Source organism: Streptomyces sp. NRRL WC-3626, assembly GCF_000718785.1.
Taxonomy (GTDB): Bacteria; Actinomycetota; Actinomycetes; order Streptomycetales; family Streptomycetaceae; genus Streptomyces; species Streptomyces edwardsiae.
The window spans coordinates 20,362-38,414 of sequence record NZ_JOCA01000007.1 but is presented as its reverse complement, the minus strand read 5'-3'; the positions used below and the strand labels follow the sequence as shown (position 1 = coordinate 38,414).

15 protein-coding genes are annotated in these 18,053 nt (G+C 71.4%); 7 read left to right on the top strand and 8 right to left on the bottom strand.

The annotated features are described in order from the left end of the window. Positions 1 to 11 precede the first annotated feature (11 nt). The 6 genes from IF28_RS0113350 to IF28_RS0113325 form a co-directional block, all read right to left on the bottom strand. Complete coding sequence (locus tag IF28_RS0113350) at positions 12 to 1,049, bottom strand: ABC transporter permease (protein ID WP_030218530.1); 1,038 nt, start codon at positions 1,047 to 1,049, stop codon at positions 12 to 14. Beyond that, complete coding sequence (locus tag IF28_RS0113345; protein ID WP_030218527.1) at positions 1,046 to 2,008, bottom strand: ABC transporter permease; 963 nt, start codon at positions 2,006 to 2,008, stop codon at positions 1,046 to 1,048. Before IF28_RS0113345 ends, IF28_RS0113350 begins: the two co-directional genes overlap by 4 nt. Further along, complete coding sequence (locus IF28_RS0113340) at positions 2,001 to 3,560, bottom strand: sugar ABC transporter ATP-binding protein (RefSeq protein ID WP_030218524.1); 1,560 nt, start codon at positions 3,558 to 3,560, stop codon at positions 2,001 to 2,003. Before IF28_RS0113340 ends, IF28_RS0113345 begins: the two co-directional genes overlap by 8 nt. A 65-nt stretch (positions 3,561 to 3,625) precedes the next feature. Next, on the bottom strand, positions 3,626 to 4,723 hold the full coding sequence (locus tag IF28_RS0113335; protein ID WP_030218521.1) for an ABC transporter substrate-binding protein: 1,098 nt from the start codon (positions 4,721 to 4,723) through the stop codon (positions 3,626 to 3,628). Between the two features lie 1,174 nt (positions 4,724 to 5,897). Then, entirely contained in the window at positions 5,898 to 6,917 is a 1,020-nt protein-coding gene (locus tag IF28_RS0113330; protein ID WP_030218512.1) for a LacI family DNA-binding transcriptional regulator, read from the bottom strand. A gap of 169 nt (positions 6,918 to 7,086) precedes the next feature. Continuing rightward, positions 7,087 to 8,100 (bottom strand): LacI family DNA-binding transcriptional regulator, encoded by a 1,014-nt coding sequence (locus tag IF28_RS0113325; RefSeq protein ID WP_030218508.1) that lies wholly within the window; start codon positions 8,098 to 8,100, stop codon positions 7,087 to 7,089. 274 nt (positions 8,101 to 8,374) lie between these two features. On the opposite strand from IF28_RS0113325, the gene IF28_RS0113320 reads away from it, so the two are divergent. The 5 genes from IF28_RS0113320 to IF28_RS0113300 all read left to right on the top strand — a co-directional run bounded on the left by IF28_RS0113320 (position 8,375) and on the right by IF28_RS0113300 (position 14,802). Beyond that, a complete protein-coding gene (locus tag IF28_RS0113320; RefSeq protein WP_030218505.1) occupies positions 8,375 to 10,201 on the top strand; it encodes a glycoside hydrolase family 2 protein in 1,827 nt (608 codons plus the stop codon). An 83-nt stretch (positions 10,202 to 10,284) separates the two neighbouring features. Further along, positions 10,285 to 11,655 carry an extracellular solute-binding protein gene (locus tag IF28_RS0113315; RefSeq protein ID WP_051713738.1) on the top strand — a complete coding sequence of 457 codons (1,371 nt, stop codon included), beginning with the start codon at positions 10,285 to 10,287 and terminating at the stop codon, positions 11,653 to 11,655. Between the two features lie 22 nt (positions 11,656 to 11,677). Then, complete coding sequence (locus IF28_RS0113310; protein WP_030218500.1) at positions 11,678 to 12,610, top strand: carbohydrate ABC transporter permease; 933 nt, start codon at positions 11,678 to 11,680, stop codon at positions 12,608 to 12,610. Between the two features lies 1 nt (position 12,611). Further along, entirely contained in the window at positions 12,612 to 13,556 is a 945-nt protein-coding gene (locus IF28_RS0113305; RefSeq protein WP_030218497.1) for a carbohydrate ABC transporter permease, read from the top strand. Positions 13,557 to 13,611: 55 nt separating this feature from the next. Then, the gene (locus IF28_RS0113300; RefSeq protein WP_030218494.1) at positions 13,612 to 14,802 is read left to right on the top strand and encodes an MFS transporter; all 1,191 of its coding nucleotides are present in this window, start codon (positions 13,612 to 13,614) and stop codon (positions 14,800 to 14,802) included. A gap of 81 nt (positions 14,803 to 14,883) precedes the next feature. Here the strand turns inward: IF28_RS0113300 and IF28_RS0113295 are convergent, their stop codons facing one another. Further along, complete coding sequence (locus tag IF28_RS0113295) at positions 14,884 to 15,714, bottom strand: alpha/beta fold hydrolase (protein WP_030218491.1); 831 nt, start codon at positions 15,712 to 15,714, stop codon at positions 14,884 to 14,886. 115 nt (positions 15,715 to 15,829) lie between these two features. Here IF28_RS0113295 and IF28_RS0113290 point away from each other — a divergent pair, with 115 nt between their 5' ends. Then, positions 15,830 to 16,444: a DUF998 domain-containing protein gene (locus IF28_RS0113290; protein ID WP_030218488.1), complete on the top strand. Its 615-nt coding sequence runs from the start codon at positions 15,830 to 15,832 to the stop codon at positions 16,442 to 16,444. Here IF28_RS0113290 and IF28_RS0113285 read toward each other — a convergent pair. Next, positions 16,432 to 17,073, bottom strand: a complete 642-nt coding sequence (locus IF28_RS0113285) for a TetR/AcrR family transcriptional regulator (RefSeq protein WP_037893211.1) — start codon at positions 17,071 to 17,073, stop codon at positions 16,432 to 16,434. The genes IF28_RS0113290 and IF28_RS0113285 overlap by 13 nt on opposite strands. A gap of 101 nt (positions 17,074 to 17,174) precedes the next feature. Here IF28_RS0113285 and IF28_RS0113280 point away from each other — a divergent pair, with 101 nt between their 5' ends. Continuing rightward, a complete protein-coding gene (locus IF28_RS0113280) occupies positions 17,175 to 17,912 on the top strand; it encodes an SDR family NAD(P)-dependent oxidoreductase (RefSeq protein ID WP_030218482.1) in 738 nt (245 codons plus the stop codon). The last annotated feature ends 141 nt before the right edge of the window (positions 17,913 to 18,053 follow it).

The window sequence follows — 18,053 nt, the reverse complement described above, 5'->3', positions numbered from 1 at the left end:
CACCCGGAGCTCTACAACAGTTGCCGTCTGCGGCCCAGCCAGGTCTGGGCGATGACGACCAAAGCCAGGAAGGCACCGCTGACGACCTGCTGGTAGGAGGAGTCCAGCGAGCCGACCTGGTTGATGACGTTCTGGATCACCCTCAGCAGCAGCACACCGACCAGCGAGCCGCTGACATAGCCGAGACCGCCGGTGAGCAGCGTCCCGCCGATGACGACGGCGGCGATGGCGTCCAGCTCCATGCCGTTGCCGAGGATCGTCACCCCGGAGGCCAGCCAGGCCGCGTTGAGCGCGCCGGCCAGTCCCGCCAGCACCCCGGACAGCGTGTAGACGAGGATCTTCGTACGGGCCACCGGGGCGCCCATCAGCGCCGCCGCGTCCTCGTTCCCGCCGACCGCGTACACATGCTGTCCGAAGCGCGTACGGCGCAGGACGACGGCGCCGGCGACGAACAGGGCCAGCGTGATCCACACCGGGTTGCCGAGACCGAGGGTCGTGCCCTGGCCGAGTTCGGCCAGGAACGAACCCTTGCCGATCAGATACGTGTTGGCGCCCTCGTCGGTCAGCGCCAGCATCAGACCGCGCGCGCCGAGCATGGCCGCCAGGGTGACGATGAACGGCGCCAGCCGGGAGCGGGCCACCAGCAGCCCGTTGACGACGCCGATCGCCCCGCACACCACCAGCGGCAGCAGCAGCGCCACCAGGGTGCCGTGCCGCGAACCCCAGGCCGCCAGGACGCCGCCGAGCGCGAACAGCGAGCCGACCGACAGGTCGATGCCGCCGGTGATGATCACGAAGGTCATGCCGAGCGCGACGATCGCCAGGAACGCCGAACTCGTCGCCATGTTGCCGACGTTGTCCCCGGTGGCGAAGGAGTCGAAGCTGAACGACGCCACCAGGGAGACGACCACCAGCACCGCCAGCGCGCCGTGCTGCTGGACCAGCGCGCTCAGCCGCTCCGAGCGGGCGGAGCCCACCGGTTCGGTGGCCGCCGCCTGCTTCCCGTCGCCCGCCGGGGCCACCGGGGCGTCCGTCTTCGTGGCGGTCATCGCTTCCCCCGTCCCCGTGCCGCGTAGACCGCGGCGACGATCACTATGGCCTGCGCGATCTGGGTCCAGGAGGGCGGCAGATCGTGCTTGATGAGGGTGGCGGTGAGCAGCTGGATGAGGACGGCTCCCGCCACGGTGCCGGCGATGTTCACCCGGCCGCCGGTCAGCGGAGTCCCGCCGACCACGACGGCCGTGATGGCGGACAGCTCCATCAAGTTGCCCAGCGACGTGGGATCGCTGGCCTGGAGCCGTGCGGTGGCGAGGACGCCCGCCACCGCGGCGAGCAGCGCGCAGCCGACGTACACCAGGATCAGCACGCGCCGCACCGGCAGTCCGGCGAGCTCAGCGGCCGGGCGGCTGTCGCCGATGGCGAGGAGCTGCCGCCCGAAGGTGGTGCGGCGGACGACGAACGCCACCAGCAGCGCCAGCACGGTGGCGATCAGGATCAGATACGGGATGCCCAGCACGTCGCCCGAGCCCAGGGAGGCCAGCGACGGGTTGCGCAGATCCTCCAGCTGCGGCAGCAGCACCAGGGCGACGCCCCGGCCGCCGACCATGAGCGCCAGTGTCGCCACGATCGGCTGCACCCCGACGAACGCCACCAGCGCCCCGTTGGCCAGCCCCACGACGGCGGCGAACACCGCCACCACGAGAAGCGCCGGCAGGAGGCCGTAGCCGAGGTAGAGGGCCGTCACGGAGGCCGCCAGGGCCATCACGGCACCGACCGAGAGGTCGACGCCCTCGGTGCCGATGACCAGGGCCATGCCGAGCGCCACGATGATGACCGGGGCGACCTGCACGGCCTGGGTGCGGAAGTTCTCCGCGGACAGGAAGTGCGGGGTGATGGCGATGTTGACGACCAGCAGCAGCGCCACGCCGGCGTACACGCCGTACGTCTGCAGCCACTGCATCACGCGGGCCTTGTCCAGCGGGACGGTCTTGAGGGTGGCTTCAGCCATCGGAGGCCGCCTCCTCGACCGCGTCCTTCTCCGGGGCGTGCCCGGCGATGGTCCGCATCAGCTTGTCCTCGGTGACCTCGTCGCCGGTCAGTTCACCGACGACCGCACCGTCCTTCAGTACGACCACGCGGTCGGACCCTTCGATCAGTTCCTCCAGGTCGGAGGAGATGAGCAGGACGCCCAGGCCGTCGGCGGCCAGTTCGTCCACGAGTTTCTGCACCTCGGCCTTGGCGCCGACGTCGATGCCCCGGGTGGGCTCGTCCAGGAGCAGCACCTTGGGGTTCATCGCCAGCCAGCGGGCGAGCAGCACCTTCTGCTGGTTGCCGCCGGAGAGTTCGCCGACCTTCTGCTGCGGCGAGGAGGCCTTGATCCGCAGCCGCTCGATGAACGTGTCCACGATGCTGTCGACCCGCGCCTCGGAGACCAGTCCGAAGCGGGACAGCCGGGGCAGCACGGCCAGCGAGATGTTCTCGCGCACCGAGAGGCCGGGCACGATGCCCTCGCTCTTGCGGTCCTCCGGCAGCAGGCTGATGCCGGCCCGGATGGCGGCGGGAGTGGAGCCGCCGCGCAGGGGCACCCCGGCCACCGTGACCCGGCCCGAACTGGTGGCCAGCGCACCGGAGATGGCCTTCGCGGTCTCGGTGCGTCCGGAGCCGAGCAGCCCGCCGAGTCCGACGACCTCGCCGGGGCGGATACTCACCGACACCTCGTTCAGCTTGTGCGGGACCGTCAGTCCGACGGCCTCCAGCACGGGCCGGCTGTCGGTGGCGTGGTGGTCGCCGGTGAACTTCGTCAGGCCCTCCTGACGGACCTCGCCCAGCTCCCGGCCCAGCATGGTGGAGACCAGGGAGAGCCGGTCGAGTTCGGCGAGCCGGCCGTGGTGGACACGACGGCCGTCGCGCAGCACCGTGACCGTGTCGCACACGGCGTACAGCTCGTCCAGGCGGTGGCTGACGTAGACGACGGCGATGCCCTCGTCGCGCAGCCGGCGGATGACCGAGAACAGCGTCTCGACCTCCCGCGGCTCCAGCGAGGAGGTCGGCTCGTCCATGATGACGATCCGGGCCTCGCTCGCCACGGCACGCGCCAGGGCGACCATCTGCTGCGCGCCGACACCGAGGGTGCGCAGCGGGCGGCGGACGTCCACCCGGACGCCGTACTCCCGCAGCGCCTCCTCGGCCTCGCGGTTCATGCGGGCCGAGTCGAGCAGGCCGAAACGGTTCCGCGGCTCGCGGCCCAGGAAGAGGTTGCGGGCCACGCTCAGCAGCGGGATGAGGTTGACCTCTTGGTAGATGGTCGAGATCCCGGCCTTCTGGGCCTCCAGCGGCGTACCGAAGGAGACCGTACGGCCCTGGAAAACGATGTCACCGGCGTCGGGCCGGTACACCCCGGTGAGGAGCTTGATGAGGGTCGACTTGCCGGCGCCGTTCTCGCCGATGAGGGCGTGGACCTCACCGGGGTGCAGGGTCAGGTCCACGTCGTCCAGGGCCCGGACGCCGGGGAAGGACTTGCTCAGTCCGCGGACGGCGAGGACTTCGGCGGGGGGAGCCACCTGTGCCTCCAGGAAGAAAGTGGTGACGGACGGACGGGGGCCCGGAGGACCGGGCCCCGGAGCGGTCAGTAGGCCTTGCCGAGGTCCTGCTCGGCGTTGTCCGCGCTGTAGGCGCTGTCCTGGATCACGATGTCCTGGGCGACTTCCTTGCCCTGGGTGAAGGTGTCCAGCGTCTGGAACGCCAGCGGGCCGAACCTCGGGTTGGACTCGATGACACCGCTGATCCAGCCGTCGACGACGCCCTGGACGGCGTTGCGCGTACCGTCGACCGTGATGATCTTGACGTCGCCGGCCTTCTTGCCCGCGCCCTTCAGCGCGGCGACCGCGCCGAGGCCCATCTCGTCGTTCTCCGCGTAGACGCCCTTGATGCCGGGCTTGGACTGGATGAGCTGCTCGGTGACCTGCTGGCCCTTCTCGCGGGTGAAGTCACCGGTCTGCTCGAAGACGACCTTCAGATCGGGGGCCTTCTCGGCGACCCGCTCCTTGAAGCCCTTGGTGCGCTCGGTGGTGACGTTGTTGCCGGCCGAGCCGAGCAGGATGGCGACCTCGCCCTTGCCGCCCGTGGCCTCGATCATCTGGTCGGCGGCCCGCCGGCCCTGCTCGACGAAGTCCGAGGCGATGAAGGAGACGTAGTCCTTGCACGCGGTCGCGTTGATCTTACGGTCGATGGTGACGATCGGGACCTTCTTCGCGGCGGCGGCCTGCAGCACCGGGTCCCAGCCGTCGGAGTTGAGCGGGGCGATCACCAGCAGGTCGACGCCCTTGGCGAGCAGCGTCTGGACGTCGCTGATCTGCTTGGAGAACTGCGACTGGGCGTTGGCCGTGAGCAGCTTGACGCCTCTCTCGGCCGCCTCGTCCTTGATGGACTGCGTCTCCGCGATCCGGAACGGGTTGGCCTCTTTCTCCGACTGCGAGAAGCCGACGGTGGCGCCCTTGAGGTCGAGCTTCTCGCCGCCGTAGGCGTCGATGGTGCAGGTCTTGCTGCCCGGCTTCGGCGTGACGACCTTCTGGCCGGCGTCGGCGGCGGCCGACGGGGACTTCTTGCCGTCCGCCGCGTCGTCCTCCGACTTGGCGCAGGAGGAGGCGGTCAGGGCCACGGCGGCGGCCAAAGCCACGACCACGGGACGGGCGAGAAGGTGAGAACGGTGAGTGCTGCGCTGCATGGTGACCCCGATCCGGGTGATGCTGAAAAGGGAACTGGGGAGCCGAAAGGCCCGCGGATGTGTAGCTGCTCCCCTTGTGCAAGGAGTTTTTACATCGTTGGAAGGATGCTGTAAACCCCTTGGGCACAAGGGGCGAACGGAACGCCCCGCGGCCCCACGGTCCGCACGACGGCCCCACACCCGGGCAAGCGCTTGCCCGTAGCCGCCGTAATCCGGGGAGTTGTGCCGGGCGGTACCCCGCGGTCCACAGGAAGCAGTGCCGGCCCGGGCGGCGGGGGACGGCACGCGGGCATGGCGTGCACCCCACAACTACGGGGCGACCCACCGCACTTCGGGACCCTGCGCCACGCGCTCCGCTCCCGCGCGCAGTCACGCCGCGACTCCGCGTGCCGTCGCGCGGTGCCTGCCGTTCTCGCGGGCGGTCGCGCCGTACCCTCCTGTTCTTGCGGGCGGTCGCGCCGTACCCCCGCTCCCGCGCGGCAGTTGCGCTGTGCGTTTCGCTCCCGCAGGGAGTCACGCCGCATGGAACCGCCCTCCGCGGCAGTCGTATACCGCCGCTCCCGCGGGCAGTTGTGCCCTGCCTTAGGCTCCCGTGTGCGGTCGCGTCCCGGCCCCCGCCTTGTGCGGGCGGTCGTATACCGCCGCTCCCGCATGCGGTTGCGCTGTGTGCTCCGCTTCCGCGTGCAGCAGCGCGCAGGATGCATCCGCCCTCCGAGGGCGGTCGTATTCCGCCGCTCTCGGAGGCAGTTGCGCTGTTTCCGCTGCCGCGGGGGAGTCATGTCGCATGCATCCGCCTTCGGCGGGCAGTCGTATACCGTCGTTCCCGCGGGCAGGCGTGCCTCCCCAGTGCCTTGAGTGCCTGGGAGGTACCCCCAGGGCGGCACGGGCGGGCGCGCCGACACCCCGTCGGCGCCGGGCTGCGTCACCCGCCCCGGCCTGCCCCCGGCGCCACCGAGGGCACCTCAACTCCCGTCGGTCCGCGCCCACTCCGGCGTGTCGGAACGCACGGACGCACAGGACACCACCAGCTCCGCAGGCGTGTCGCGCCCGCACGGCAGATCCCGCCCGTACCTCCGCCAGGCAGCCCCCGCCGCCCACATCCCGGCCCCGCGCGACGACACCGGCGTGTCGCCCCCGCCTCCGCCCGCCGCGCAGGCGTGTCGCGCCCCCAGGCTCAGCCCCCCGCCGCAGGCCGCCCCAATGTGCTCTCCCGCTCGGCGAGTTGGTAATCCGCCCAGATCCGTCGCGGCTCCGGCGCCCGGTCGTTGAGCCGCGCCAGCACCGACTCCACCGCCAACCGCCCGATCGCGGCCTTGTCCGGCGATACGGACGTGAGCGTCACCGCCCCGAACCGCCCCTCGATCACATCGTCGAAGCCGACGACCGCGATGTCCTCCGGCACCCGCAGCCCTCGCTCGTGCAGCACCCGCATCGCCCCGATCGCCATCGGGTCGTTGTAGGCGAACACCGCGTCGGGCCGCCGTCCGCTGTCGAGGATGTGGTTCATGGCCAGCGCCCCGTCGGCGTGTCCCCAGCCGTCCGTGGCGGCGACGAGTCCCTCGTCGGACGACAGCCCCGCCGCGCTCAGCTCCTCGCGCCAGCCCTGCACACGCAGTTGCGCGGGTTCGCTCCTGCGCCGCCGCGCCCCGATGAACGCCACCTCCCGGCGCCCGAGACCGATGAGATGCCGTACGGCGGCGCGGGCCGCGGCCACGTTGTCGATGGCGATGTGGTCGTACGGCAGGTCGTAGTCCCGCTCGCCGAGCAGCACCAGCGGTACTTCCTCGGCGCGGTCGCGGAGGTCCTCGGTCTCCAGCTCGATGGGACTGAGGATGAGTCCGTCGATGACCCGGGCCCGGAAGCCCTGGCTCACCAGCAGCTCCTGCTCGCGCGAGCCGCCGGTGTGATCGAGCAGCACGATGTAGTCGTGCTCGGACGCGGCGTCGATGACGGAGGCAGCCAGTTCGGCGAAGTAGGGGTTACCGAGCTCCGGCAGCGCGAGCGCGATGATGCCCGTACGCCCTTTCCGCAGATGTCTCGCGGCGAGATTGGGCCGGTAGCCGAGCGCGTCGATGGACCGCTGGACACGCTCGCGCATGGCCGGGGTGACGTGCTGGTAGTTGTTCACCACATTGGAGACGGTCTTGATGGAGACCCCCGCGTGCGCGGCGACGTCCTTGAGGCTGACCCGCACGGCAATCCCTTCGTGAGCGGCCCGACTCGGTTGGTCGGTGCGGATGGCGAGCCGTCACCATGAGCCGTGCGCCGAGCCGCTGGGCTCAAGTTTTACAACGTTATACATGCCGTCCCGTGACACTGACAAGGCGTGAACGGGGGGCGTGTCGAGAAGGCCCCCACACGCCTCATCCTCCCGAACTCTCCCGCACGATCAGCCGGTGTCCCGCCGTCTCGTCCACCGCGGGACCACCCGGCCCGTCCGCGTCGATACGGTCCAGCAGCAGTTCCACCGCCCGTCGCGCGATGCCCCGTTTGTCCGGTGCGACCGTCGTGATGGTGGGGATGCTGTAGCGGGTCGCCTCGATGTCGTCGAAGCCGGTCACGTCCAGGTCCCCGGGAACCGACCAGCCGTCCTCGTGCAGGGCGCGCACCGCGCCCAGTGCCAGGTGGTCGTTGAGGCAGAGCATCGCGTCGGGGCGTTCCGGCAGCCGCATCAGGGTGCGGGCGGCGGCGGCCCCGTCGGCCCAGCGGAAGGCGGGGACGGGGAGGACCAGTTCCTGCCGCAGAGCGACCCCGGCCGCCGCCAGGGCCTCCTGATGGCCGACGGTCCGCAGCCGGCTGGTGTTCCGCGATCCGCGCAGATCACCGCCGATCACCGCGATACGCCTGCGGCCCCGCGCCAGCAGATGCCCGGTCGCCTCGCGGGCCGCCGTCACGTTGTCGATCGCCACATGGTCGGCGCTGCCGGGCAGATTGCACTCGCCGAGCAGTACCAGCGGCAGCCGGGTGTCGCGATCGGCCAGGTCGGCGGGTTCCAGCGCGAGCGGCGAGAGGATGACGCCGTCGGTGAACTGGGCGTCGAACCCGTGCAGCGCCGCCAGTTCCTTCTCGCGCCGCCCGCCCGTCTCCACCAGCAGCGTGGTGCTGCCCCGGCGCTCGGTCTCCGCCATGACATGCCGGGCGAGCTCCGCGAAGTAGGCGACGTCCAGGTCCGGCACGGCCAGCGCGATCATGCCCGTACGGCCCCGGCGGAGCTGCCGTCCGGCGATGTTGACCCGGTAGCCGAGCGTGTCGATGGCCTCCCGCACCGCGGTCCGGGTCCGCTCGGAGACGTGCTCGTAGTCGTTGAGGACGTTCGACACCGTCTTCGCCGAGACTCCGGCGTACTGCGCGACGTCCTTGATCCTCGGCCTGCCCATGCTTCCCTTCTCGGAGTCCGTCGTCGTCCGGATCGCGACGCGGACGCGGGGCGCACACCCCCACCGCGCGCTCGAGAGGGGCCCGTCGCAGCCGCCGAACGGCACCGCCCACCCCTCCCGCCGCCTCCGGGATCGTAACCGCCGCCACGCCCGGCCAGGCCGCGGGCAGCGTGAATCGTTCCATCGAAAACTTTCCGCCACCGCCATTTACATCGATGTAATCGTATGGTCGCATGACCCCGTACACAGCGCACCTGCACTGATGAGGAGCAGCATGAGCACGCCCCTGCCCCAGGACCTCCCGCGTCCGGAGTACCCCCGGCCCCAGTTCGTCCGCGAGGCATGGCTGAACCTCAACGGCCGCTGGCAGTTCGAGACGGACCGCGGCGACAGCGGACTCGAGCGCGGACTGCGCGAACGCGACCTCACGGGCGAGATCCTCGTACCCTTCTGCCCCGAGTCCGAACTGTCCGGGATCGGCGACACGGACTTCCTGGAGGCCGTCTGGTACCGGCGCACGGTCACCGTCCCGGCCGAGTGGTCCGGGAACGACGTGCTGCTGCACTTCGGGGCGGTGGACCACGACACCACCGTCTGGGTCAACGGCACCGAGGTCGCCCGCCACCGCGGCGGCTTCACCCCCTTCACCGCGGAACTGCGCGGAGCCGCCGCGCCCGGCGAGGAGGCCGTGATCGTGGTCCGCGCCCGCGACACCCGGCACGGCCCGCAGGCCCGCGGCAAGCAGGCCACCTGGTACGCCAACACGCACTGCCACTACACCCGGACCACCGGGATCTGGCAGACGGTGTGGCTGGAACCCGTGCCGGCCGCCGCCCGCCTCAAGCGCCCGCGGATCACCCCCGACCTGGGGTCGGGCTCGTTCCACCTCGACCTCCCGGTCACCGGCAACCTGCCGGGCCACCGGGTGCGCGCGGTCCTCTCCGACGAGCACGGCGACGTCGTGACCGCCTCCGCCCGCGCGGACCTCGACCTCTGCCCCCGGCTGGTGCTGACCGTGCCCGAGGACCGGCTGCGCACCTGGTCCCCCTCCGACCCGCACCTCTACGGCCTGCGGCTCCAACTCCTCGACGCCGAGGGCGCGATCGTGGACGAGGCGACGTCGTACGCCGGACTGCGCTCGGTCGCCCTGCACGGCAGGCGGGTCCTGCTCAACGGCGAGCCCCTCTTCCAGCGGCTGGTGCTCGACCAGGGCTACTACCCGGACGGGCTGATGACCGCGCCCACCGACGCCGACCTCGTGCGTGACATCGAACTGGGCCTGCGGGCGGGCTTCAACGGGGCCCGGCTGCACCAGAAGGTGTTCGAGGAGCGCTACCTCTACCACGCCGACCGGCTCGGCTACCTGGTGTGGGGCGAGTTCGGCGACTGGGGCTGCGAGACCGGCGTACGCGACGACAACCAGCGCCCCGACGCCGGTTACGTCGCCCAGTGGCTGGAGGCCCTGGAACGCGACCACTCCCACCCGTCGATCATCGGCTGGTGCCCGCTGAACGAGACATACCAGAACCTGCACGACCGGATCACCCAACTGGACGACGTCACCCGGGCGATGTTCCTGGCCACCAAGCAGGCCGACCCGAGCCGCCCGGTGATCGACGCCTCCGGCTACGCCCACCGCGTGGCGGAGACCGACGTCTACGACTCGCACTGCTACGAACAGGATCCCCAGGTCTTCGCGAAGACCATGGCCGGCCTCGCCGAGGACCGCCCGTACGTCAACACCGGCCCCGACGGCCGCGACTGGTCCGTCCCCTACCGCGGACAGCCCTACTTCTGCAGCGAGTTCGGCGGCATCTGGTGGGACGCGGCCGCCGCCGCGACCGCCGCGGGCGACGAACGCGGAACCTCCTGGGGATACGGCGAACGGCCGCGCAGCACCGACGAGTTCGTCGCCCGCTTCACCGGCCTGGTGGACGTCCTGCTCGACGACCCCGACATGTTCGGCTACTGCTACACACAGCTCACCGACGTCTTCCAGGAACGCAACGGCGTCTACGGCTTCGACCGCGCCGAGAAGTTCGACACCGCCGCGCTGCGCCGCGTCCAGCAGCGCGCGGCCGCCTGCGAATCCGACGGCTGACCGCAGCACGCCCCCCCGGCCCCACGGCATGCCGGCCGCTGCGTCCGCCGGTGATGTACATCGATGTAGAGAAAGGTAGTGCCATGGTCGACCTGCCTGGCCCACGGGCCGCCTCCGCCGTGCCGGAAGGCAGCGGTGCCGCGCCGTCCCGACGGAGCCTGCTGCGGGCCTCGTTGGCCTCCGCCGCCGTACTCCTCGGCGGCGGGGCGCTCGCCGGCTGCGGTTCCGCGTCGGCCGCCGCGGACCCGCGCACCGTGCGCATGTGGGACCTGTTCAGCGGCGCCGACGGCGCCCTGCTCGACGAACTCATCGGCACCGCACGGTCCGACATGCCCGGCACCCGCGTCGAGCGGACCGTGCTCGAATGGGGCACGCCCTACTACACCAAGCTCGCCATGGCCTCGGCCGGCGGACGCGGCCCGGACGTCGCCATCTCCCACATGTCACGGCTCGCGGGATACGCGCCGCTCGGACTGCTCGACCCCTGGGACACCGGCCTGCTCGCCGAATTCGGCGTCCGTGAACAGGACTTCGCCGCAGCGGTGTGGGGCCGTACCCAGTTCGAGGGCCGGACGTTCGCCATCCCGCTGGACACCCACCCGTTCATCGTCTTCTACCACCCCGGCCCCGTCCGCGAGGCCGGACTGCTGACCGGCGACGGAAGCCTCGACCAGGACGCCTTCTCCACCCCGGAGCGCTTCCTCGAAGCCGGCCGGGAACTGGCCAGGGCCTCCGGCAAACAGGGCATCGCCTTCGGCTACGTCAACGACACCGCGCAGGGCTGGCGGCTGTTCTACGGCCTCTACCGGCAGACCGGCAACGACTTCGACCTTCCCGTCGGCGGCCGGGTCACCGCGAACGTCGACGCGATGACCGAGGTCATCGCCTTCATGCAGAAACTCGTCGACGGCCGCGCCAACCCGCGCCGCCTCGACTACCCGGCCGCTCTGGCCAACTTCACCAACGACCAGAGCGCCATGATCCTCTCCGGCGAATGGGAACTCGGCACCTTCCAGGCCGCCGACCCCGAACTCGGGGCCGCTCCCTTCCCCACGGTGTTCGGCACCCCGGCGGTCTACGCCGACTCCCACTCCTTCGTCCTGCCGCGCCGCCCCGACCCCGACGAGGCACACCGCAGGCGCACCCACCAGGCGGTGGCCGCGATCCTCAAGGCCGGCCAGACCTGGGCGAAGGCCGGGCACATCCCCGCCTACCAGCCGGTGACCCGCACCCGGGAGTACGCGCGGCTGGAGCCGCAGGCCCGGTACGCCGCGGCGGCCGACCACGTGGTCCTCGACCCGGCCGTCTGGTTCGCGGGAGCCGGCTCCGACTTCCAGAACTCCATGTCACAGGTGCTCCAGCAGTCGATGCTCGACGGCCTGGCACCCGACCGGGCGGCCCGCGCCATGGTCGAGCGGATCAACACCGCCCTCTCCAAGCCCAGCCCGGCCTGAGCCGCCGCGAAGGAGGCAGCAGATGTCCACCGAACTCGCTTCCCGCGGCCGTCCGAAGGCCGCCCGCCCTGCCCGGGGACCCGGCGCGACACTGCGCCGCGCCGCCTCGCCGGGACTTCTCTTCGCCCTGCCGTTCCTCGTCCTGTTCGTCCTCTTCATGCTCTGGCCCCTGGTCCAGGGCGCCTGGATGAGCCTCACCGACACCTCGCTCGCCGCGCAGGATCCGTCCTTCATCGGGCTGGACAACTACGCGGAGGCCCTCGGCGACGCCGAGATGTGGCGCTCGATGTGGCACACCGTGTGGTTCACCGTCGTCTCCACCGTGCCCCTGGTGGCCGTAGCCCTCGGCATGGCCCTCCTGGTGTACACGGGACTGCCCGGGCAATGGGTGTGGCGGCTCGCGTTCTTCGCCCCCTACCTGCTGCCGGTCGGTGTGATCGGCCTGCTGTGGGGCTGGCTGTACCAGCCGGACCTCGGCCTCTACAACCACCTGCTGCAGGCGGTCGGCCTGGACGGTTACGCCTGGCTCAGCGACGAGTCCGTCGCCCTCTACGCCATCGTGATCGCCACCCTGTGGTGGACCGTCGGCTTCAACTTCCTGCTGTTCCTCGCCGCGCTCCAGGCCGTGCCCGACCACCTGTACGAGGCCGCCGCGCTGGACGGCGCCGGCGCCTGGCGGCGGTTGTGGCACGTGACGCTCCCACAGCTGCGGCGCATCATTGGTGTCGTCACGGTGCTGCAGATCCTCGCCTCGCTGAAGGTCTTCGACCAGGTGTACCTGCTCACCAAGGGCGGACCCAACGGCTCCACCCGCCCCGTCGTCGAATACCTGTACGACATGGGCTTCACCGGCTACCGCCTCGGCTACGCCTCCGCCATCAGCTACGTCTTCTTCGCCCTCATCGTCCTCGCCTCCGCCGTGCAGTTCGTCGCCCTTCGCCGCAGGGAGAAGTGACATGACCTCCACCGACGTCCCGACACGGCCCACGCGCCGCTCGGTCTCCCCGCTCCCCGCCGCCCGCCGGGCCCACCGCGACCGGCCGGCCCCGTCGCGCGGCCCCAACCTCACCCTCGGCCCGAGCAGGCTGTCCCGCGTCCTCGCCCTGACGGCCCTCGCGGTGATGGCGCTGATCTGGCTGCTCCCGATGGCCTGGGCCGTACTCACGGCGTTCAAGTCCGAGCAGGACGCCAGCGATCCGCTGCACTGGATCCTGCCCCAGGGCGGCTTCACCCTCGACGGCTTCCGCACCGTGATCGAACGCGGCGACCTGCCCCTGTGGATGCTGAACAGCTTCCTCATCGCGGCGGCCGTCACCGTCATCACCGTGGCCGTGTCCGCGATGGCCGGCTACGCGTTCTCCCGCACACTGTTCCGCGGCCGGCGGTGGCTGTTCACCGTCACCATGGCGTCGATCCTGGTGCCCCCGCAGTTGCTGATCGTGCCGTGGTTCCAGCAGATGCTCACCCTGGACCTGGTCGACACCTACGCCGCGGTGATCCTGCCGCAGACGGTCGCGCCCGTGATGGTCTTCATCCTGAAGAAGCACTTCGACTCCGTCCCGCGCGAACTGGAGGAGGCCGCCCGCATCGACGGCGCCGGCCACGCCCGGATCTTCTGGTCCGTGATGCTGCCGCTGTCCCGCCCGATGCTCGCCGCCGTGTCGATCTTCGTGTTCATCGGCGCGTGGAACAACTTCATGTGGCCCTTCGTGTCCACCTCCGACCCGGACCTGATGACCCTGCCGGTCGGCATCACCGCCGTGAAGGACGCCTACGGCGTGAACTACGCCCAGACCATGGCCTCCTCCGTACTGGCCGCACTGCCCCTCGTGCTGGTGTTCGTCTTCTTCCAGCGGCACATCGTGAAGTCCGTGGCGACGACCGGTCTCGGCGGTCAGTGACCCCGGTGGCGGGCGCCCGGGGGACCGCGGCCGGGTGAGGCGTTAGCGTCGGGGCATGGCCGGTGATCGCCGCGGATGGCGGGTGTGTCTGCTCGGCGGTGCGGTGTTCGCGGTGTGCATGACCGGCACCACGCTGCCCACCCCGCTCTACCCCCTGTACCAGCAGAAGTTCGGCTTCTCCGAGCTGACGGTCACCGTGGTCTACGCCGCGTACGCCTTCGCCGTCATCGGTGTGCTGCTGCTGGCCGGCAACGCCTCGGACGCGGTCGGCAGACGTCCGGTGCTGCTGTGGGGCCTGGGCTGCGCGGCCGCGAGCGCCGTCTGCTTCCTGTGCGCCACCGCGCTGGGCTGGCTGTACGCGGGGCGGCTGCTGTCGGGGCTCTCCGCCGGACTGTTCACCGGCGCGGCCACGGCGTACGTCATGGAGTCGGCCCCGCCCGGCGGCACCGCACGGGCCACGTTCGTCGCCACCGCCGTCAACATGGGCGGCCTCGGCTGCGGCCCGCTGCTCGCCGGAATCCTCGCCGAGTACGCGCCCTGGCCGCTGTATCTGCCGTTCGCCGCGCACCTCGCCCTGGTCGCCTGCTCGACGGCCGTACTGCTCCGGCTTCCGGAGACCGTGGCGGAGCGCCGCCCGCTGAGCACCGTACGACCTCAGCGGCCCGGAGTGCCGCCGCGGGTGCGGCCGGTGTTCGGCCCGGCGGCGGCCGCCTCGTTCGTCGGGTTCGCGTTGTTCGGTGTGTTCACCGCCGTCAGTCCCGCGTTCCTCGCCGAGCACCTGGACGTGACCGATCACGCGGTGAGCGGGCTGGTCGTGGCGCTGGCCTTCTTCTCGTCGACCGGCGGACAGCTGGCCGCAGGCCGCGTCGGCACGGTGCGGGCTCTGCCGCTGGGGTGCGCCGGCCTTCTCGCCGGGCTGGCGCTGCTCGCGGGCGCGCTGCACCGGGATCTGCTGTCCCTGGTGGTGCTGAGCGCGGTCATCGGGGGCTTCGGCCAGGGGCTGGCCTTCCGGGGCGCGCTGTCCGCGGTGAGCGGGGCGTCCCCGCCGGACCGGCGCGCGGCGGTGATCTCGACGCTGTTCGTGGTGGCGTACCTGGGCATCTCTGTGCCGGTCATCGGCGTGGGGCTGCTGACCGGCCCGATGGGACTGGAGGGTGCGGGACTGGTGTTCATCGCCTGTATGGGAGTCCTGGTCGTGGCGTCGACCGGCTATCTCCTGCGGCGCCCGGTGCCGGCGGGGACGTGAGCGGGGGCCGTACGGCCGCAGGTGCCCGCCACCGGGCGTGGCGGGCACCCCTTCCGTGCGCTGTGAGGCGGCCGCACCCGCCTAGGACTTCACGAACTCCAGGATGTCGCGGTTGAGGACGTCCGGGTGGGTCGACAGCATGCCGTGGGGGTATCCCTCGTAGGTCTTCAGGGTGCCGTGCTTCAGCAGCTCGACCGTGAGCGGCGCGGAGTCCTCGTAGGGGACGATCTGGTCGTCGGTGCCGTGCGCGACGAGCACCGGGACGTCGATCTGCTTGAGGTCCTCGGTGAAGTCGGTCTCGGAGAACGCCTTGATGCACTCGTACTGGGCGTTGGCCGCGCCCGTCATGCCCTGCCGCCACCAGTTGTCGATCAGCCCCTGGGAGACCTCCGCGCCGGGGCGGTTGAAGCCGTAGAACGGACCTGACGGCACGTCGATGTAGAGCTGCGCGCGGTTGGCGGCCAGGGCCGCACGGAACCCGTCGAAGACCTCGAGGGGTGTTCCGCCGGGATTGCTCTCGGACTTGACCATGACCGGGGGGACCGCGCCGACCAGCACCGCCTTCCCGACCCGGCCCGGCTCCGCCCGCGCCACGTAGCGCGTGGCCTCGCCGCCGCCGGTCGAATGCCCGATGTGGACGGCGCCGCGCAGATCGAGGGCGCCGGTCAGCGCCGCCACGTCCGCCGCGTAGGTGTCCATGTCGTGGCCCGACGAGGTCTGGCTCGAGCGCCCGTGACCGCGCCGGTCGTGGGCGATCACGCGGTAGCCGTGCGAGAGGAAGAACAGCATCTGGTTGTCCCAGTCGTCCGCGCTGAGCGGCCAGCCGTGGTGGAAGACGATCGGCTGTCCGTCGCGCGGACCCCAGTCCTTGTAGAAGATGGCCGTGCCGTCGGGGGTGGTGACCGTACCCATGGGTGATCCCTCCGAGTGAACCGGATCGACGGCATTCACCTTACGCGCCGACCCGGCACCCCTCATCTCCGGAATGCACAACGAAGAGCGTTTGATCACGTTCTATGGTGATCCGATGGTGTCTGTTCCCAGATGGGTCCTGCTCTCGTCGGGGTGTGCGCCCGTCCTGCTGATCGCGGGCTGGGTGATCGCGGCGTCGCTGGAGGGGCCCGCCTACGACCCCGTCACCCAGACGATCAGCGTGCTGGCGGCCTACGGCGCCGCGGGTTCCTGGGTGATGACCGGGGCGCTGCTCGCCCTGGGCGCCTGCCATCTGCTCACCGCCTGGGGGCTGCGGGCGGCGGCCACCGCCGGGCGCGTGGCGCTGGCCGGCGGGGGAGTGGCGGCGCTGGTGGTGGCGATGCTGCCGGCGCCGAGCAGCGGCGGTTCCCTGCGGCACGGTTCGGTGGCCGCCGTGGGATTCGCGCTGCTGGCCCTGTGGCCGCTGCTGGCCGCCGTCGGCGGCCGTGCCGTTCCCTGGGCGCTGCGGCCGGCGGCCTCGGCCGCGGCGACCGGGCTGATGGTCGTCGGCGCGGTCTGGTTCCTCGTCGAGACGCAGCGCCACGGCGTCGCGGGCGTCGCGGAAAGGGTGGTGACGCTCCTTCAGTCCGTGTGGCCCTTCGTGGTCGTCACCTCCTGTCTCCGTCGTGCCGGGGACGGCGGTGAGCCGCCCGCGGGTCAGGCGGACTGACGGGGGTCGGTGAGGTGCAGGCCGGCGGGCGGGTGGTGCGGCAGCGCGCGGGCGCCGGTGGCGAACAGGCCGTCGAAGGCGAGCTCGAGGTAGCGGCGCCAGGCCTGCGGCTGCTGGTCCAGCACGGGCGCGGCCGTCTGATGGATGCCGCCGAGCAGCAGGACGACGTCCGTCCCCGTGATGTCGCCGCGTACGGCGCCCTGTTCGCGCGCCCGGGCGGTGAGGGCCTCGACCGTGTCACAGAGGCGGGCGATCTCGTCCCGCACCTCGGCGTGCTGCAGCGACGGCCGCCCGATCACCTCGCAGAACGCGCGGTCGGCGGCGAGGGTCTCCACACCGGCCGTCATGAACTCCCGCAGCGCCGCACCGGCGTCCTCGGCCTTCAGCAGGCGTTCCGCGGTGCCGACGAGGCCGCCGAGCAGCCGGAGCGTGATCGCCGCGAGCAGATCGTCCTTCGACGGGAAGTGGCGGAACACCGTGCCCTTGGCAACGCCCGCCCGCTGCGCGATCTCGCCCATCGACACGTCCACCCCGCCCTCGGCGAACGCCTCCGTCGCCGCCGTGAGCAGCAGATGCCGGTTGCGGACCATGTCCGCCCGCGGGCTCTGCGCGGGCGCCCTCTCGATCATGGTGCCTCCTCCTGACGGGAAGCCTATCAGCAAGGTGACCAGGTGGTCATGTTAGCTTGGTTCAACATGACCGCACGGTCACTTTCTGATCGGAGAAGCGCGTGAACAACACCCTTGACGGCAAGGTCGCCCTGGTCACGGGCGCGTCCTCGGGCATCGGCCGGGCCACCGCGCTCGCCCTGTCCCGGGCCGGCGCCCGGGTGGCCGTCGGAGCACGCAGGGGGGACCGGCTGAAGTCGCTGGCGCGGGAGGCTCCCGGCGAGACGCTCGTCCTCGACCTGGACGTCACCGACCGCGGCTCGGTGGAGGAGGCCGTCGCGGCCACCGTGGACGGCTTCGGCTCCCTCGACGTCCTGGTGAACAACGCGGGCCTGATGCTCAGCGGCCCGATCCTGGGCGCGGACACCACGGAGTGGACCCGCATGGTCAACACCAACCTGCTCGGCTCGATGTACGCGGTCCACGCCGCGCTGCCCCATCTGCTCGACAGCAAGGGCGCCGTGGTGCAGATCTCCTCCACGTCGGGGCGTACGTCGTCGGCCGCGAGCGCCGTCTACTCGGCCACCAAGTTCGGCGTCAACGCCTTCGCGGAGGCGCTGCGCCAGGAGGTCACCGAGCAGGGGGTGCGTGTGGTGGTCCTCGAGCCCGGGTTCGTCTCGACCGAACTGGCCGACCACATCACGGTGCCGGCGATACGGGACATGGCCAGGACGATGGCCGCGTCGATGCGGGCCCTGCGGCCCGAGGACATCGCGAGCGCGGTCCTGTACGCGGTCACCCAGCCCGACCACGTCGCCGTCAACGAAATCCTGATCCGCCCGACGGACCAGACCCGCTGAACCGGGCCGGGCCCGCACGCCGGCCACCGGCCCGGCGTGCGGACGCGGCCACCGCGTGGCCGGGTGCCGTGGCCGACGGACCATGCCGGCCGAGCCGGGCCCGGCCGGTGAGGGCGAACCGCGAGTCCGCCACCGGCCGCG

What these genes read in the sequence shown, in the direction of transcription:
- IF28_RS0113295 (WP_030218491.1), bottom strand. Translation starts at nt 15,714, where the DNA reads ATGGGTACGGTCACCACCCCCGACGGCACGGCCATCTTCTACAAGGAC.
- IF28_RS0113320 (WP_030218505.1), top strand. Translation starts at nt 8,375, where the DNA reads ATGAGCACGCCCCTGCCCCAGGACCTCCCGCGTCCGGAGTACCCCCGG.
- IF28_RS0113315 (WP_051713738.1), top strand. Translation starts at nt 10,285, where the DNA reads ATGGTCGACCTGCCTGGCCCACGGGCCGCCTCCGCCGTGCCGGAAGGC.
- IF28_RS0113350 (WP_030218530.1), bottom strand. Translation starts at nt 1,049, where the DNA reads ATGACCGCCACGAAGACGGACGCCCCGGTGGCCCCGGCGGGCGACGGG.
- IF28_RS0113300 (WP_030218494.1), top strand. Translation starts at nt 13,612, where the DNA reads ATGGCCGGTGATCGCCGCGGATGGCGGGTGTGTCTGCTCGGCGGTGCG.
- IF28_RS0113345 (WP_030218527.1), bottom strand. Translation starts at nt 2,008, where the DNA reads ATGGCTGAAGCCACCCTCAAGACCGTCCCGCTGGACAAGGCCCGCGTG.
- IF28_RS0113305 (WP_030218497.1), top strand. Translation starts at nt 12,612, where the DNA reads ATGACCTCCACCGACGTCCCGACACGGCCCACGCGCCGCTCGGTCTCC.
- IF28_RS0113335 (WP_030218521.1), bottom strand. Translation starts at nt 4,723, where the DNA reads ATGCAGCGCAGCACTCACCGTTCTCACCTTCTCGCCCGTCCCGTGGTC.
- IF28_RS0113285 (WP_037893211.1), bottom strand. Translation starts at nt 17,073, where the DNA reads ATGATCGAGAGGGCGCCCGCGCAGAGCCCGCGGGCGGACATGGTCCGC.
- IF28_RS0113310 (WP_030218500.1), top strand. Translation starts at nt 11,678, where the DNA reads ATGTCCACCGAACTCGCTTCCCGCGGCCGTCCGAAGGCCGCCCGCCCT.
- IF28_RS0113325 (WP_030218508.1), bottom strand. Translation starts at nt 8,100, where the DNA reads ATGGGCAGGCCGAGGATCAAGGACGTCGCGCAGTACGCCGGAGTCTCG.
- IF28_RS0113290 (WP_030218488.1), top strand. Translation starts at nt 15,830, where the DNA reads ATGGTGTCTGTTCCCAGATGGGTCCTGCTCTCGTCGGGGTGTGCGCCC.